The organism is Pantoea sp. AG1095 (genome assembly GCF_003208415.1).
Classification (GTDB): domain Bacteria; phylum Pseudomonadota; class Gammaproteobacteria; order Enterobacterales; family Enterobacteriaceae; genus Pantoea; species Pantoea leporis.
This window is the reverse complement of the sequence record NZ_QKMJ01000001.1, coordinates 1,251,351-1,266,004: the sequence shown is the minus strand read 5'-3', so window position 1 is coordinate 1,266,004 and position 14,654 is coordinate 1,251,351. Positions and strand designations below refer to the sequence as shown.

At 57.8% G+C, this 14,654-nt stretch carries 13 protein-coding genes; 5 read left to right on the top strand and 8 right to left on the bottom strand.

Annotated elements, in window-relative coordinates; genetic code table 11:
• The first annotated feature begins 73 nt into the window (after positions 1–73).
• Positions 74–745: a gamma-glutamylcyclotransferase gene (locus tag DEU53_RS06000; protein WP_168197458.1), complete on the top strand. Its 672-nt coding sequence runs from the start codon at positions 74–76 to the stop codon at positions 743–745.
• Between the two features lie 6 nt (positions 746–751).
• Here the strand turns inward: DEU53_RS06000 and DEU53_RS05995 are convergent, their stop codons facing one another.
• The 8 genes from DEU53_RS05995 to DEU53_RS05960 form a co-directional block, all read right to left on the bottom strand.
• The gene (locus DEU53_RS05995; RefSeq protein WP_110866343.1) at positions 752–2,170 is read right to left on the bottom strand and encodes a serine/threonine-protein kinase; all 1,419 of its coding nucleotides are present in this window, start codon (positions 2,168–2,170) and stop codon (positions 752–754) included.
• 66 nt (positions 2,171–2,236) lie between these two features.
• Positions 2,237–3,187, bottom strand: coding sequence for a hypothetical protein (locus tag DEU53_RS05990; RefSeq protein ID WP_110866342.1), 951 nt, complete (start codon positions 3,185–3,187; stop codon positions 2,237–2,239).
• Between the two features lie 13 nt (positions 3,188–3,200).
• Positions 3,201–3,977 carry a PP2C family serine/threonine-protein phosphatase gene (locus tag DEU53_RS05985; RefSeq protein WP_110866341.1) on the bottom strand — a complete coding sequence of 259 codons (777 nt, stop codon included), beginning with the start codon at positions 3,975–3,977 and terminating at the stop codon, positions 3,201–3,203.
• Positions 3,974–5,086 (bottom strand): type VI secretion system-associated FHA domain protein TagH, encoded by a 1,113-nt coding sequence (gene tagH, locus DEU53_RS05980; RefSeq protein WP_110866340.1) that lies wholly within the window; start codon positions 5,084–5,086, stop codon positions 3,974–3,976. Before tagH ends, DEU53_RS05985 begins: the two co-directional genes overlap by 4 nt.
• Before the next feature lie 33 nt (positions 5,087–5,119).
• Entirely contained in the window at positions 5,120–5,818 is a 699-nt protein-coding gene (tagF, locus tag DEU53_RS05975) for a type VI secretion system-associated protein TagF (protein ID WP_110866339.1), read from the bottom strand.
• Between the two features lie 13 nt (positions 5,819–5,831).
• Positions 5,832–7,946 (bottom strand): type VI secretion system membrane subunit TssM, encoded by a 2,115-nt coding sequence (gene tssM / locus DEU53_RS05970; protein WP_101764123.1) that lies wholly within the window; start codon positions 7,944–7,946, stop codon positions 5,832–5,834.
• Positions 7,946–9,160, bottom strand: a complete 1,215-nt coding sequence (gene icmH, locus DEU53_RS05965) for a type IVB secretion system protein IcmH/DotU (protein WP_101764124.1) — start codon at positions 9,158–9,160, stop codon at positions 7,946–7,948. Before icmH ends, tssM begins: the two co-directional genes overlap by 1 nt.
• A gap of 84 nt (positions 9,161–9,244) precedes the next feature.
• Positions 9,245–9,739 (bottom strand): SH3 domain-containing protein, encoded by a 495-nt coding sequence (locus tag DEU53_RS05960; protein ID WP_192234148.1) that lies wholly within the window; start codon positions 9,737–9,739, stop codon positions 9,245–9,247.
• 484 nt (positions 9,740–10,223) lie between these two features.
• Between DEU53_RS05960 and DEU53_RS05955 the strand changes: the two genes are divergently transcribed.
• From DEU53_RS05955 to DEU53_RS05940, 4 genes are all read left to right on the top strand, one after another.
• Positions 10,224–11,444: a nitrate regulatory protein gene (locus DEU53_RS05955; protein ID WP_101764125.1), complete on the top strand. Its 1,221-nt coding sequence runs from the start codon at positions 10,224–10,226 to the stop codon at positions 11,442–11,444.
• A gap of 264 nt (positions 11,445–11,708) precedes the next feature.
• On the top strand, positions 11,709–12,962 hold the full coding sequence (locus DEU53_RS05950) for a CmpA/NrtA family ABC transporter substrate-binding protein (protein WP_110866338.1): 1,254 nt from the start codon (positions 11,709–11,711) through the stop codon (positions 12,960–12,962).
• A gap of 11 nt (positions 12,963–12,973) precedes the next feature.
• A complete protein-coding gene (ntrB, locus tag DEU53_RS05945) occupies positions 12,974–13,846 on the top strand; it encodes a nitrate ABC transporter permease (protein WP_101764127.1) in 873 nt (290 codons plus the stop codon).
• A gap of 10 nt (positions 13,847–13,856) precedes the next feature.
• The gene (locus DEU53_RS05940) at positions 13,857–14,645 is read left to right on the top strand and encodes an ABC transporter ATP-binding protein (protein ID WP_110866337.1); all 789 of its coding nucleotides are present in this window, start codon (positions 13,857–13,859) and stop codon (positions 14,643–14,645) included.
• Positions 14,646–14,654 lie beyond the last annotated feature (9 nt).

Here is a 14,654-nt window from a genome sequence, read left to right as displayed (position 1 = left end):
ATGAGCGTCGCCTGTAGACATCAGTTTTGAGGAACCACACCGGCAAGATGTCAGCGTAGTAGAGGAGACCACAGTGTTAACGCGGGAATTTTTGTTAAAAGCAGATTGTAAAACATCGTTTGGCGATATTGATGAAGCGCTGTTCTGGAGCTGTGAAAAGCGTGCGGCATCGCTGTCCGCGACGCTGGCCTGTCGTCCTGACCAAAGCCCGGTGTGGATTTTTGGCTACGGCTCGCTGATGTGGAATCCCATTTTTGAAGCGGCCGAAGTGGCGCCGGGTCGTTTAGAGGGCTGGCACCGTGCGTTTTGCCTGCGTCTGATTGCCGGTCGCGGCACCGTAACCGCGCCTGGCCGCATGCTGGCGCTGAAAGAGGGCGGTTCCACCAGCGGACTGGCGTTCCGCTTACCGGAATCGCGTTTGCATGACGAGCTGGAGCTGCTGTGGAAGCGTGAAATGATTACTGGCTGCTATCTGCCAACCTGGTGTGAACTGGAGCTGGAGGATGGACGCAACGTTACCGCGCTGGTGTTTATCATGGATCCGCGTCATCCGCTGTATGAAACCGATTCCTGCCGCAGCACCATTGCGCCGTTGATTGCCCAGGCCAGCGGTCCGCTCGGCACCAACGCCCAGTATCTCTACGCGCTGGAGCAGGAGCTGGGCAAGCGTGGCATGCAGGAAGCGGCGTTGACGCGTCTGGCAGCAGATGTCAGAGCGCTGCAGAGTCATTCGGCAGCGCGCTGATACGGATTACTGCGCCGGATTAATCAGCCAGGTTCCCGGCTTATCGATGGTCAGCGATTGGCTATGCACCTGGTTGCCGTTACGCACCTCAATGCGATAGTTCCCCGCCGCCAGATTCAGTGAAGCGAATCCGCTGGAGGAGGGCTTCACATCGCGGGCTTCGCCATTCAGCATCACATTCTCACCCGCCTGCAAACGCAGATAAACCGTCGCTACCGTCGGTGCGCTGCTCGCTACACTGTTGCCTGCTGCGGCAGCAGGCGCAGCGGGAGCGGTGCTGGCGGCAACCGGCGGTGCTTCTCTGTGATGATTCGCTTTCCAAACCACCACCACAACCGCCAGCACCGCAATCGCAGCGGCCACCACTAAACCTGGCGACAAACGACGCACGTTGCGCGGCGTCAAAGGTTCAACGGTGGCAGCGGCATGATTGACGGCCAACACTTGCGGTTCCGGCGTTGCAACACTCGGCTCCACCGGCACAACCGGCTCAGCCACGAGCGGAATAGTGGTGGAGAGCGCTTCGACATCGCTGACCGGCAGATCGATCAAGCTGGCAAAGGCATCAATGCTTTGCGGACGATCTGCTGGCTTCATGGCTAACGCGCAGTCAATAGCGTGCAGCAGCGGCAGCGAATAGCCTTGCGGCTTGCGCTCCACCAGCGGCTGATAGTTATCCTCAATGCAGCGCACCACGCTCACCGGCGGTGCATGGCCGGTGATCAGGTTGTGCAGCACCGCGCCCAGCGCATAGATATCGGTCCACGGACCTTGCTCTATTTCGCCTTCTTCGCTGTACTGCTCAATCGGCGCAAAGCCGGGCTTCAGCATGATCTCGGTTTCATCCGAGAGATTGCCGATCTCTTTGCGCGCCGAGCCAAAATCAAGCAGCACCGGCAGCTGGTTTTCCTGAATCTGGATGTTATCCAGCGAGATATCGCGATGCAGATAACCGGCGGCGTGGATAGTATCAATGGCGCCAAACAGCGGCGGTAGCAGACGACGGATCCAGCTCTCGTCAATGCTGTCCGGGCTGGTGATCTGCCACTCTTTCAGCGTCATGCCGCTGTAATAGAGCGTGCCCATGTAGGCGGTGCCGTTCTCTTCCCAGAAGCGCAGCACGTGCAGCAAGCCGGGATGATTGAAGCGTGCCAGCAGGCGCGCCTCCTGAATAAAGCTATTACGACCGGCGGTAAACAGCTTATGGAAACGCTCTCCGCGCAGTTCCAGCGACATATCCGCCGCACGCACCGCCAACGAGACGGGCATGTACTCTTTGATCGCGATGGTGCGTTCCAGCTGATGATCCCAGGCACGATAAACAATGCCGAAGCCGCCGCCGCCAATCACTTCCTTGATTTCAAATTCATTAAACCGGTAGCCCGCAGGGAGGGCGTTAGGTGTATGGTTTTCGTTTGCCGACATAGTGAACTCTCTGAACACGTCCTGTAGCGCCCCGTCATCACGATGACGGCAGGCAACGACCGCTAATTAATTAATGTTACGCCAGGCACCAATCGCCGGATCGGCGAGATCCGCATGCAGGGTGTCAATCAGTAACACAGTCACTTTTTGCTGTGGCATAAATTGCGGCGACCAAACGCCGCGTAACGTCTCAACCCGCTTTTTCAGCACATCGCTGCCCTGATCGGCGGTTTTGTCCATCTTCACCAGTAGTGTGCCGCTAAAACGCCACACATGCTGTTGTGCATCAAACGGCAGCACTAACCAGCTATCATCGGCATCCGGACGCGTAACAATCATGCGCTGGTTATTCACCGAGACCACTTCCAGCGGCGGACCGCTCATTTTCAAATCTGCAATCGGGTAGCCCTGATAGAAGTTCAGCGCCAGATTATGGGTTTTGCCAGCGCTCATCAGCGTCATTTCGCTCGGGCCTTCCAGCCAGCCTTCGGTGGAGCAGTGCTGATTCGGGTTATCCGGGATAAACAGCGATTCGCCTTTGTCATCCCACCAGGTACGGAAATGGCAGCCGCCCGGCAAGGCAAAGTGCTGCAGCGGCGTGCTATCCGCCGGGCGTGACAAATCGAGCGGCGCGGCGTTGCTGGTGGTGGCGCTGGCGGTGGCATCGTTCAGCACGATCGGGCGCCAGTTCTGTAATTTGGCTGCGCTGCCGTTAGCCAGCACGCTGCCCTCTTTATTGGTCATCTGCCATGGCAGTTCATCCAGCAGGCCGCACTGATTCGCCAGCAGTGTACCGACGCGCGGCAGGAAGCTGGTCAGGATGCTGGAGTCGGTACTTTTGCCCGAGACGATGCGCAGCGGCAGCGTCTCTTTGCACCAGTCGTTGGGCGCTTTGCTCGCCACGTCATCAATGTAGACTTCTAATGACAGGCTCGGGGAATACACCACGCGATAATCTTCTGCCTGCGCATTTACGGCCAGCAACAGGGTTGCGAAGCCCGTCAACCACACTTTCATAAGCATCCTTGGATCAATAACGTGACGGCAGAAAACGTGCCGCATCAGCCTGGGAATAAAGCAGCGTCGCTTCCTGCGGTTCGCCAATCCAGACGGCCAGAGCGCTGAGATTGTCGCTTTTAACACTGCGGTTAACGGCTTGTTCCATCAAAGTCAGCCACTCTTCGCAGGCATTCACCATGCGCAGGGCCAGTTCCATTTCGTGGGTGGTGAGATTGAGCCAGAATCCATCGCTGCAAACCAGAAACGCATCGCCATCGGCCAGCGTAATCACCTCGCTAAAAGTGGCCGGACGGGCAGGCTCAACACCGAGCGCATTATAGAGTAAATTACTGTTAATGCCGGTATTTTCATAGCCCGCCTCGCGTAACTGCTGGGCCAGACTGTGGTCACGCGTCACCTGATTTAGCACCCCATGACGGAAGTGATAAACCCGGCTGTCGCCAGCGTGCGCCCACCATGCGCGCTGTTTTTCGCGGTCGATAAACAGCGCGGCGAGCGTGGTGCTCATACGTGAAAAATTCGGATTGTTTCCCTGTGCCTCAATCAGCACCTGCTGGCAGTGTTCGATGGCGGCGCGCGTGCTTTCAGGGGTGAACGTCGCATTCTGCTGCAGCTGCGTTAGCAGCGTATCGCGCACCAGCTGCGCGGCGATATCACCGCCAGGCAAACCGGCGACGCCGTCACACACCAGAAAACAGGCTTTATGATCGTCCAGCTCGGCGCCGGTACGATCCTGATTTTCGTCGCGCATGCCTTGCTGGCAGCGGCTGGCAAACATCATCTTCATGCGTCTTCGGTCCGCGTTTGAGAATCTTTGTATTGATTCACTTCCATATCATAGGCATGCAGGAAGGCTTCGCCGAACAGCGTATGGAAGTCATCCTCAATTTCCCCAGCGGTACGTTGATAGTGGCGTGAGAAGTAATCCCACAGCGCCGCTTTGCGTCCGGTACTGAACGCCATTTTGGGCAGCACGCCATCTTTGCGTGCTTCTTCTTCTAAGCGCTGCGGGTTAAACGATTGCAGCATGGCGGCAATAATGGCGCGGATACCGGCAATCATGCCGAGCTGATGCGCCTGCAAATCCACCAGCGCATCGCGCACCGCCGGTTCCGGCGGCATAAAGCCCGGCATCTGGCTTTGATACATCTGCATCAATACGGTTTTACCGGACGGCAGAATTTTGAACGGGTTATTCGCCTCATTGAGAATCATCGTCATGTCGGCTTTCACGCCGCGCTTGAGGATCGAGCGCGAGGAGAGCAGGGCGACGGTGCCTTGCGAAAACAGGCTCAGCATGCGACCGGTTACGCGCATCTGCTCTTCGGTGATGGTGGTTTGATGGCCGTTGTTCAGCCCCATCCCTTCCAGCAGCGCGGCAATCAGTTTGTCCTGAGAGACGCCCGGCAACATGGCTGTCAGCGTCGGCGCATCGCTTTGCGGATCAATCGCCAGACGCGGATCGTTGCGGCGCTCCTGACGCGCAACCGGCTCGGGAATTACCTCGGACTCCTGCATCATACCGAGCGGGTCGTCGCTGCTGTCGGCAAAGAACGCCAGCGGATCGTCCTGACGGGCTTTCAGGTTGTTAGGATCGCGTACTTCGAGCCCATACTCACCGATTTGCAGCGTGTCGCCATCCTGCAACGCCACTTGCGAGCCGCGTTGCAACGCGACGCCGTTCAATACCACCGACGTGACGCTGCCCTGATTGGTCAGGCGGCACTCGCCCTCCGGCGAAAGATGCACCAGCGCCTGCAGACGCGATATGGCGCGCGATTCGTCAGGCAGCACCAGATCGTTATCCTGACTGCGGCCGATGGTGCCGCCGGGCGGTTTAAAGGCTACCGTCTTGGCGGGCACATCCGTATTGCACTGCACAATGGTAAATTGCATGAGTCATCCCGTTAACAAGGCAAACGCCACGGCCTATTCAAACATCGGTGGATAGAGGCCGTTGCGGCCCGGCTGTGCACCAGACGCCGGGTTAAACAATAATGAAAAAAGTTGCGCAGTCAGCGGGCCACTGTGTTTATGGGTGGCATGGCTAAAACCGTCACTGCGATTACTCCACCAGTAGCTCATGTGCTGCTGCGGATCGAATCTGTCAGCCACTTCACGCCAGCTCAGCGTGCAGGGTAAATCATCAAAACCAATCACATCCATGATGTCGCTGCGCTGCGTATCCGGCACCAGCAGCGGTGACAGGCGCTGCATCTGCTGCTCCAGCGCATCGGGATTGAGTCGATCGCGCACCGCGTGCAGCAGCAGCGCGCCCAGTTCCTGGAACCAGTCACCGGACATCGCCAGCTGCGCGCTGTGCCAGTGGCTCAGCGGGAAGCTGCGCAGCGCCAGTAGCGGCCAGCTGCGGCCCACGCGATCGCAAGACGGCAGCAGGCAGCCCATCTGCACCTGCTGACGCAGCGGCGAAAGCGGTAACACAAAATTCCACACCGGCGCACGTAAAAACTGTGCGGTGCTGGCATCGGCTTGCTGATGCCAGTGCAGTAATCCTTGCTGAAACCAGTGGCTCCACGGCGTCACGGTATTTTCGCTCAGACGCTGGCGCAAAAAATCGCCGGTGGCCGGTAACTTGCCGTACCAGCCCGGCGCAGTGTGTGTCGGCATGATTACCTCACCATTACTCACTGTGTCTGGTCAATCGCTGCGAAACAACGTGCGGTGCAATCGCCAGCGTGTTGCTGCTGTCACCGGCATTTTTCAGATTCTCCGCAAGCTTGCGCATCATCAACGCATTGTCACGCGCATACGGCGAAGACTGAATTTGCTGATCCAGCAGCTGGCTCAGATGCCAGTCGAGCTGCTGCAAATCGCGCGCGCTGACATCATCCGGCAGCGTGCGCTGCAGGTTTTGCATCAGCCAGCCACGCAGAAACTCGCCGTCATAATTGCGCGGCTGATAGAGCATCTGATAGGCCCGCAGCGCATTGCGACTGTACTCGTTATCGGTGCCCGGATCGTCACGCAGCAAATTGGTGATCTGCTGCGCCACGCGCGGCAGCAGTAAAGACTTAAGCGCATTTTGATAAAGCGCCCACGCCGCATCGCTGACCTGGTTGCCGCGATACAGCCCAACGCGCATGGTAAGCGGTGGATTGTCGAGGGAAAAACGCTCGGAGAGCGGCAGTTTCACCAGGTTATTTAAGAAGGGTAGCAGATCAAAAATATTATCGGCGGGCTGATGGATCACCTGCTGACTCTGGGTGGTGATCGGCGCGAGGCGTTCGGCAACCTGGTCCAGATAACGCTGATTCTGAATATAGCTGGTGAGCCACAAACAGGAGAGCAGCAGCAGCGCGCCGGTCAGCACGCCATAACCGATCCAGTGGAACAGGCGGTTGCGGTATTCCCAATGGCGATTGCTGCCCGCCAGGCCGCTTTCGCGGAACACTAAATCGCTCAGCAAATCGCGGATAAAGAAACTTTGTCCTTTGTTGCCGGGGATCGGACTGCTGCGATCGACGCTATTCCACGCCGCGAGGCTGCTTTCGCCGGTATGCGGCAGCTGCAGCTTGCGGTTCAGCTCGCCCATGATGCGGTCAAACGGTAAACCTTCCTGCGTGCCGCTGGTGAAGAACAGGCCGCGCGCCGACCAGGCGATCGGCTCCTGATGGCTGGAAAACACCACATCGAGATACTCATTCAGCAGCGGACGCAACGAACTGAACTCTTGCGGGAACAGGAAGCTGTCGGCGCGCTGGGTGAGATCGCGCTCGCCAGCCATGACGTCGGCCAACTGCTGCTGTAAACGCTGCTCTAAGTGCTGATATTGCTGGCTGAAGCTGCGGTGCCAGTCGTCTTTATGCGGTTTGCCCGGTTCCCACGGGAAAGTGAAGCCCCAAATCGCATCGCGCTGCGGCTTGCTGAGCGTGCCGTAAAAACTCATAAACCCTTTCAGCAGGTCGGTTTTGGTCACCATCACATACACCGGGAAGTGAATGCCGGTGTGCTGATGCAGCTCCGCCATGCGTTCACGTAGCGCGCTGGCCTGCGCATGGCGCGCTTCGGCTGAATCGGTCAGCAGATCGGAGACGCTGATGGTCATGATCACGCCGTTGATCGGCTGACGGGTGCGATAGCGCTTTAGCAGATTGATAAAACTGTGCCACTCCGCGCCATCGCGCGCGCGTTGGCTCTCCTGCAACGCGTAACGTCCGGCGGTATCGATCAGCACCGCGCTGTCGGTGAACCACCAATCGCAGTGGCGCGTGCCGCCCACGCCGCGAATTGCCGCTTTGCCGAGGCTGTCAGTGAGCGGGAATTGCAGGCCAGCGTTGAGTAGTGCGGTAGTTTTACCGGCGCCCGGCGCGCCAATCATCACGTACCACGGCAGCTGATAAAGGTAGTGACTTTGAAAACGTGCCAGCCAGCTCTGCTGATGACGACGACCAAACTGGGTGCGCTTTAAACGCAGCGCTGCTTCACTGAAGCGCTGCGCCAGCAGGGTTTCGGTGGCCTGACGATCGGATAACTCTTCCTGGCTCATCTGCTGCAGACGGTTGAGCAACTTGCTATTAAACCAGCCGCGCCACAGTGCAGGAATAAACTGGAACAGCAGCCAGAGCAGATAGAGCAGACCCACCGCTAACTGGCGCGGCAATACCGGCTCGAGCGGGCGCGTATCGCCCCAGCTCCACAGCGGTCCGAGCATCCACAGCACGCAGCTCAATGCCGTGACGCCAATCAGGCTCCACAGCAGGCGATGGGTTAACAGATGTTGCAGTGATGCGCGCATCATTGGCCTCCCTGATGATTGCCGAGGGTTTCCGGTGTCACAAACAGGGTGATTTCCACCCGACGATTGCGGGCGCGGTTTTCATTACTGTCGTTCGGCAGCAGCGGATTGCTGTCGCCGCGACCTTCCGCTTTCACGCTGTGACCTTCCGCGAGCTGCGGATTAAGCAGCTGCATGATGGCGCGTGCGCGCGCAGAGGAGAATTCGTAGCTGGAGGCGAAACGGCCATCGACCGGGCTGTTATCGGTATACACCGACACCAAAACCGTGCCTTTAACGGTTTTCATTGCACTGGCGACATGCGCCAGCAGCGCGCGTCCCACCTGATTCACCACCGTGCCGTCGCTGGAGAACAGTTTGTCAGCGGGGATGATCACTTTGCTGCCGAACGCGCCGTCGCTCACTTCCAGCTGTCCGGCGGCAATCACATCATTCAGACGTTGATGCAGATCGAGCAGCGCTTGAGGGGAAGTAGGGCGACGTCCTGGCGTGATTTGTGGCAGCGGGGTTTGATAGATGGTGCGCAGCAGCGGTTCGGCGGCGTTGCCGAGTCGCCAGTTCAGCCCGCTGTAAATCAGGCTCGCCACCAGAGTGGCCAGGGTAACGCAGGCCCAAAGCGGCACCATCGGACGCGTCAGGGTGCTGACCAGCGGATGCACTTCCACCAGCGGCACCGCCGGATTGGCGCTTGCCGGGCGATGTTCCGTAATGAGTTGTGCCAGGCGTTTGCGGATGGCTTCACACTGCGCGCGGCCGCTGTCACTGCCGCGATAACGGCCTTCATAACCAAGCAGCAGGCAATAGTGGATCAGTTCCAGCAGCCACAGATGCTGCTGCGGGCTTTGCGATACGCGCGACAACAGCTGGAAAACTTTCTCTCCGCCCCAGCTTTCATTGTGAAAGGTGACCAGCATGCCGTTGCCGGACCACACGCCGCGCGTGCCCCACGGCGTTTGCGCTGCGGCTTCATCCAGTACGCTGCACAGGCAGTAGCGCGCGCCGATAATCATCTCAAAAGGTAAGCCCGCTTGTTTACAGCGTTGTTCGAATTGGCGGATCTCTTCGATCAGTAACTGGCGCAATCCGGCAGGATCGTCATGTGTCGCGGCCTGCCGTATACGTACCACGGCATTCAGGATGGGTGCTGCGGCATTAAGCAAAAGGTTATCATTGCCCGCGACAATGCCATCGCGAGCAAGGGAATCCTGAGTCATTAAATCTTGGTTATCCAGGCAAGGGCGAAAATCACAGCCCGCAGAGCAAACGCTTCTGCGGGCATTGTGCGCCGGATTGCATTATCAGTCTAAAATCCAGGTCGCGGTATCGTTAGTGCGACAAGCCTTGCTGGCGCCGCCAACGGCCACACAAACCTGTTTGCTGTTGCGGCGGGGGCGCGGACGATCGCTTCGAATGGTCGCGTCGTAACGGCTGCTCTCCACGCCCGCTTTCGGCGGAATATAGCCAATTAACTGGCCGTTAGGCTCATCAGCCACTGCCAGCCAGCTGTGTTCAACACGGCCGAGCACTTCAAACGGTTTGGCGTTATCAAGATAGCGCACTACTTTGCCACCATAATCAGGCGTGGTCATTACCGAGGCAGCATACAGCGCGCGATAACTCTCATTGACCGGCGTGAATTCGCCAGGTGCTGCCACCGCATGACGATGGACCAGTTGGACGCCATTCACTTCACTGGTTACCAGCGTGTCATCTGTAACGGGTGGCGGTGGCGCTTTGCAAGCAGCCAGACTTAATACCGCCAGCAACACAAGCACGAGACTCTTATTCACCATGATCCTCAAATTCCATCAGATTAGCTGCAGAGTAATCTGCGGCACGGGCCGTTAAGGCAGGCAGATTAAGCAGCGAGAAAGCCATCAAAAAAACAGACAGATTACAGAAAGATAGTGCTGAACTAAGTCTACCTAAGACTTTTGAGAATTCAAACCATTGCACCATGAGAAATCCCGTGCTAGCGGGCGAAAAAGCAGCGCAGGCCGATGATATAAAACACATAGTCACGGTGATAGATAAGCTGAGTTAATTTATTCGCTGCAGTTAACGATGCGAGGCAGCGCAACGGCATTTGGTCGCTGTTAGTACCAAACGAAAATGGTAAATAAGATTAATCTATTTGTATGAAGCAAAAAAGATTGCCTTGCGAAACAATTTTCTCAATTTCGGAATTTCCGGGCCCAATTCTGCCACGTTTAAACGCAGCACGGCATGGCTTTTGCTTGACCCTCTGTTTACACCGCTAAACCGCTGGAGAAAGCAATGAATCGGGCTTTGAACTATCTACGTGCTAGCCGCGCCAGCGAGATTGCGAGCCTGCAACGGTTGCTGCGGACCGGCGAACAGATTACCGCCATCAGTGAATTGATCCATGTGCTGCAGCGTGAACGTGGAGCCAGCAATATCTGGCTGTGCTCGGCTGGTCGACTGTTTGGTGAAGAGCTAGCACAGCGCGCTGCGGAGGTAGAACTGCGCGAACAGCGTGCAATGGCGGTGCTGCCGGAAGCAGAGGCGCAGCCCGGCTATAGCCGATTTTGCATGCTGATCGCGACTGCGCTTCAGGCGCTGGACAGTCTGCCGGCGCTGCGTCAGCAAGTACACAGCCGCACCGTGACGCAGGCGCAGGCGATGGATGCGTTTAATCACATCATCTGCACCTTACTCAATCTGGTATTTGAAGCGGCGGATACCGCCAGTGAGCCGGACATCTCGCGTGCGTTAATCGCGCTATTTAGCTTTATGCAAGGCAAAGAGCTGGCCGGACAGGAGCGCGCCACCGGTTCGGCGGGATTCGCTGCCGGTGAATTTACCGAGACGCAACGGCAGCGCATTCAGGTGTTGATCGCTGCGCAGGAGCAAAGCTTTGCGACTTTCAGCCAATTTTCTGATGCGGAAAATCTACAACGCTGGCAGGCGATAGCCGATGCCGGCAGCCAAATTGAGCGGCTAAGACGCATCGCCTGCACCGGCGCACAGTGCGGTGAAAATGGCGTGTTGCAGTGGTTTAGTCTGCTCAGTTCGCGTCTCGATCAGATGAAACAGATTGAAGATACGCTGTGCGCCACGCTGATGAATCGCTGTCAGTGTGCGATTGCGGCTGCCCAGCACAGTGAATCTCCGCCGATAGCCATCGGAGAAGAGGCCAGTTTCTCGCTTTATATCGCGGGTGCCAGCTGGCTGTCAGGCGTTGAAACCACGCTGGACAGCAATGGCCTCGCGCCCCAGCTCGGGCGTTCGGTGCTGGCGTTGATCCGTGAGCAGTCGCAGCGTCTGCAGACGCAGGCCGATGAACTCGCCTCGATGCGCGCGTCACTGGATGAACGCAAAATTATCGATCAGGCGAAAAGCTGGTTGATGCAGCAGCACGGTTTCAGCGAGCAGGATGCGTGGCAGGCGCTGCGTAAGAGCGCCATGAACCAGAACAAACGGGTGCTGGAAATAGCCCTGGCGGTGCTGGCGGTTGCCGCCACGCTCAAGGCATAACTCGAAGGAGGTAGCTGCACAAACCCTGTGCGTAGAGTGCGTCAGCGCAGTGCAAAAACGACGCATCATCAGCGCATTTATAGCGCCAGCCTTGATAAAACGGCCTGATATTTTTGGCACAGGTTTTGCAATACCTTACAGACATTGCGCATTTGTTTCGCCAACGGCGGTGAAGCGAGTGCTTTGGATAAAGGCGTCCGGCCCCATGTTTTTGCGACATGCGGGAGGACGCCTTTTTTTATTCTTTTTTTCAGGATGCGCATGATGAGCAAAACGCGGTTCACATTGTCACGACGTCAATTTCTCCTGGGTAGCGCGGCGGTCGGTGGCAGCTATCTACTGCCGGGATTACGCAATGCGGTATGGGCTGCCGGTTCCGATGCGCCCGAAAAGAGCAACATTCGCGTCGGCTTTATTCCGCTCACCGACTGCGCGCCGGTGGTGATGGCGTCAGTAAAAGGCTTCGATAAAAAATACGGTCTGACGCTGCAACCGAGTAAAGAAGCCAGCTGGGCGGCGGTGCGCGACAAGCTCACCGCTGGCGAATTGGATGCCGCGCACGCGTTGTACGGCATGATTTATGGTCTGCAGTTGGGCATTGCCGGGCCTCAGCATGAGATGGCTAACCTGATGACGCTCAACAACAACGGGCAGGCCATCACCCTGGCGAATCAGCTTAAAGATCAGAAAGTTACTGATGCGGCCAGCCTGCAAAAATTAATCGCCAGCCAAGCCAAAGGCAGCTTTACCTTCGCGCATACCTTCCCAACCAGTACACACGCCATGTGGCTCTATTACTGGCTGGCCAACGCCGGTATCGACCCGTTTGAGGATGTGCGCACCGTGGTGGTCCCGCCACCGCAAATGGTGATGAACATGAAGATGGGCAACATGAGTGGCTTCTGCGTTGGCGAGCCGTGGAACCAGCGTGCTATCAGCGACAACATCGGTTTTACCGCCACCACCACACAGCAAATTTGGCCGGATCATCCGGAAAAAATTCTCGCCACGCGCGCCGCCTGGGTGCAAGAGAACCCCAATACCGCCCGTGCGCTGACCGCCGCAGTGCTGGAAGCCGCGCGCTGGATCGATGCCTCCGACGCTAACCGCAAAGAGACCGCGCAGGTGCTGGCCGGACGCGCGTGGATCAACACCAAAGTGGAAACGCTGGAAGGGCGCATGCTCGGTCAGTACGAAAATGGCCTCGGTCAGCGCTGGCAGGACGCGCACGGTATGCGCTTCTTCCGCGACGGTGAAGTGAGCTTCCCGTGGATTTCCGACGGCATGTGGTTCCTGACGCAGATGAAGCGCTGGGGCATGGTGCAAACCGCGCCTGATTATGCAGCAGTGGCGCGTCAGATCAACCGTATTGATATCTACAAACAGGCCGCCAGCGCGGTGGGCGGCATTAGCGTCCCAGCCGGCGAGATGCGCAGCAGCACACTGTTCGACGGCAAAGTATGGGACGGCAGCAATCCCGCCGCTTATGCCGACAGTTTTGCCCTTAAACGCCGTTAAGTGAGGTCATGATGAAATCTGAAGCACGCTCGCTCAATACCGCGCCGATCGCCGCGCCACCGGCGCAGGTGATTGCACTCAAGGTAACGCCCGCACCGCGTCGGGGTCAACGCTGGCTCCGTCCCCTGCTGCAGCGGCTAATCCCCGCCAGTTGCGGCCTGATTCTGCTGCTGTTTGTCTGGCAACTGGCTTCAATGTCCAGTAAAGGCTTCCCCACGCCATATGCCACCTGGCAAGCCGCCGTCACGCTGTTTGCCGATCCGTTTTACAACAACGGGCCCAACGATCAGGGCATCGGCTGGAACGTGGTCGCCTCGCTGCAGCGGGTGGCAATCGGCTTTGGTCTGGCGGCGCTGGTGGGCGTTCCCGCCGGATTCCTGATTGGCCGTTTTACCTTTATCGCGCACATGCTCAACCCGATCATCGCGTTGCTGCGTCCGGTCAGTCCACTTGCCTGGTTGCCGATTGGCCTGCTGCTGTTCCAGCGCGCTGAACCGGCATCAAGCTGGACCATTTTCATCTGCTCCATCTGGCCGATGGTGATCAACACCGCCGAAGGCGTACAGCGAATTCCGCAGGATTACCTCAATGTGGCGCGCGTGCTGCGGCTCAATGAGTGGACAGTGATGCGCCGCATTCTGTTCCCGGCGGTGCTGCCTGCAGTGTTAACCGGTATGCGTTTATCGATGGGCATCGCATGGCTGGTGATTGTCGCTGCGGAAATGCTAACCGGTGGGCTCGGTATCGGTTTCTGGATTTGGAACGAGTGGAACAACCTCAATGTGGAAAACATCCTGATTGCCATCGTGGTGATTGGCGTGGTCGGGTTACTGCTCGAACAGGCGCTGATGTTACTGGCACGCCGCTTTAGCTGGGAAAAATAAGGAGCCGATGATGAATCCAATTATTCGCGTACAGCAGGTCAGCCAGCGCTTCAATACCGCAGGCGGCGAGTTCCTCGCCCTCGATAACGTCAGTTTTGATATCCGCGAAGGTGAAACCCTCAGCCTGATTGGTCACTCCGGCTGCGGAAAGTCCACGCTTCTCAATTTGATAGCCGGGCTGACGCAGCCGAGTAGCGGCGTGTTGCTGTGTGACAACCGCGAAATCAGCGGTCCCGGTCCGGAGCGTGCGGTGGTGTTCCAGAACCATTCGTTGCTGCCGTGGCTGACCGCCTACCAAAACGTGGAGCTGGCGGTGCAGCAAGTGTTCAAAGGAAAAATGAGCAAAAGAGAGATGAGCGAGTGGATCGAACACAACCTCAATCGCGTGCAGATGAGTCACGCGCTGCATAAGCGTCCGTCGGAGATCTCCGGCGGCATGAAGCAGCGTGTCGGGATTGCGCGTGCGCTGGCCATGCAGCCGCGTGTGCTGCTGCTGGATGAACCGTTCGGTGCGCTGGATGCGCTAACGCGCGCTCATCTGCAAGACAGCGTGATGCGCATCCAGCAGGAGCTCAATACCACCATTGTGCTGATTACGCACGATGTCGATGAGGCGGTGTTGCTGTCAGATCGCGTGTTGATGATGACCAACGGCCCCGCCGCGCAGGTCGGTGACATTCTCAACATCGACCTGCCGCGTCCACGTTCACGGGTAGCGTTAGCCGACGAGCCGCGCTATCACCAGCTGCGTCAGCGGATTCTGCATTTCCTGTATGAAAAGCAAACGGCTGTGGCGTAAGGGGACAAC

Excerpts from the sequence above, each read along its gene's own strand:
- icmH (WP_101764124.1), bottom strand. The coding sequence starts at position 9,160 with ATGACTCAGGATTCCCTTGCTCGCGATGGCATTGTCGCGGGCAATGAT.
- tssM (WP_101764123.1), bottom strand. The coding sequence starts at position 7,946 with ATGCGCGCATCACTGCAACATCTGTTAACCCATCGCCTGCTGTGGAGC.
- DEU53_RS05940 (WP_110866337.1), top strand. The coding sequence starts at position 13,857 with ATGAATCCAATTATTCGCGTACAGCAGGTCAGCCAGCGCTTCAATACC.
- tagH (WP_110866340.1), bottom strand. The coding sequence starts at position 5,086 with ATGCAATTTACCATTGTGCAGTGCAATACGGATGTGCCCGCCAAGACG.
- DEU53_RS05995 (WP_110866343.1), bottom strand. The coding sequence starts at position 2,170 with ATGTCGGCAAACGAAAACCATACACCTAACGCCCTCCCTGCGGGCTAC.
- DEU53_RS05950 (WP_110866338.1), top strand. The coding sequence starts at position 11,709 with ATGAGCAAAACGCGGTTCACATTGTCACGACGTCAATTTCTCCTGGGT.
- DEU53_RS05960 (WP_192234148.1), bottom strand. The coding sequence starts at position 9,739 with ATGGTGAATAAGAGTCTCGTGCTTGTGTTGCTGGCGGTATTAAGTCTG.
- tagF (WP_110866339.1), bottom strand. The coding sequence starts at position 5,818 with ATGCCGACACACACTGCGCCGGGCTGGTACGGCAAGTTACCGGCCACC.
- DEU53_RS05955 (WP_101764125.1), top strand. The coding sequence starts at position 10,224 with ATGAATCGGGCTTTGAACTATCTACGTGCTAGCCGCGCCAGCGAGATT.
- DEU53_RS05990 (WP_110866342.1), bottom strand. The coding sequence starts at position 3,187 with ATGAAAGTGTGGTTGACGGGCTTCGCAACCCTGTTGCTGGCCGTAAAT.
- ntrB (WP_101764127.1), top strand. The coding sequence starts at position 12,974 with ATGAAATCTGAAGCACGCTCGCTCAATACCGCGCCGATCGCCGCGCCA.
- DEU53_RS05985 (WP_110866341.1), bottom strand. The coding sequence starts at position 3,977 with ATGAAGATGATGTTTGCCAGCCGCTGCCAGCAAGGCATGCGCGACGAA.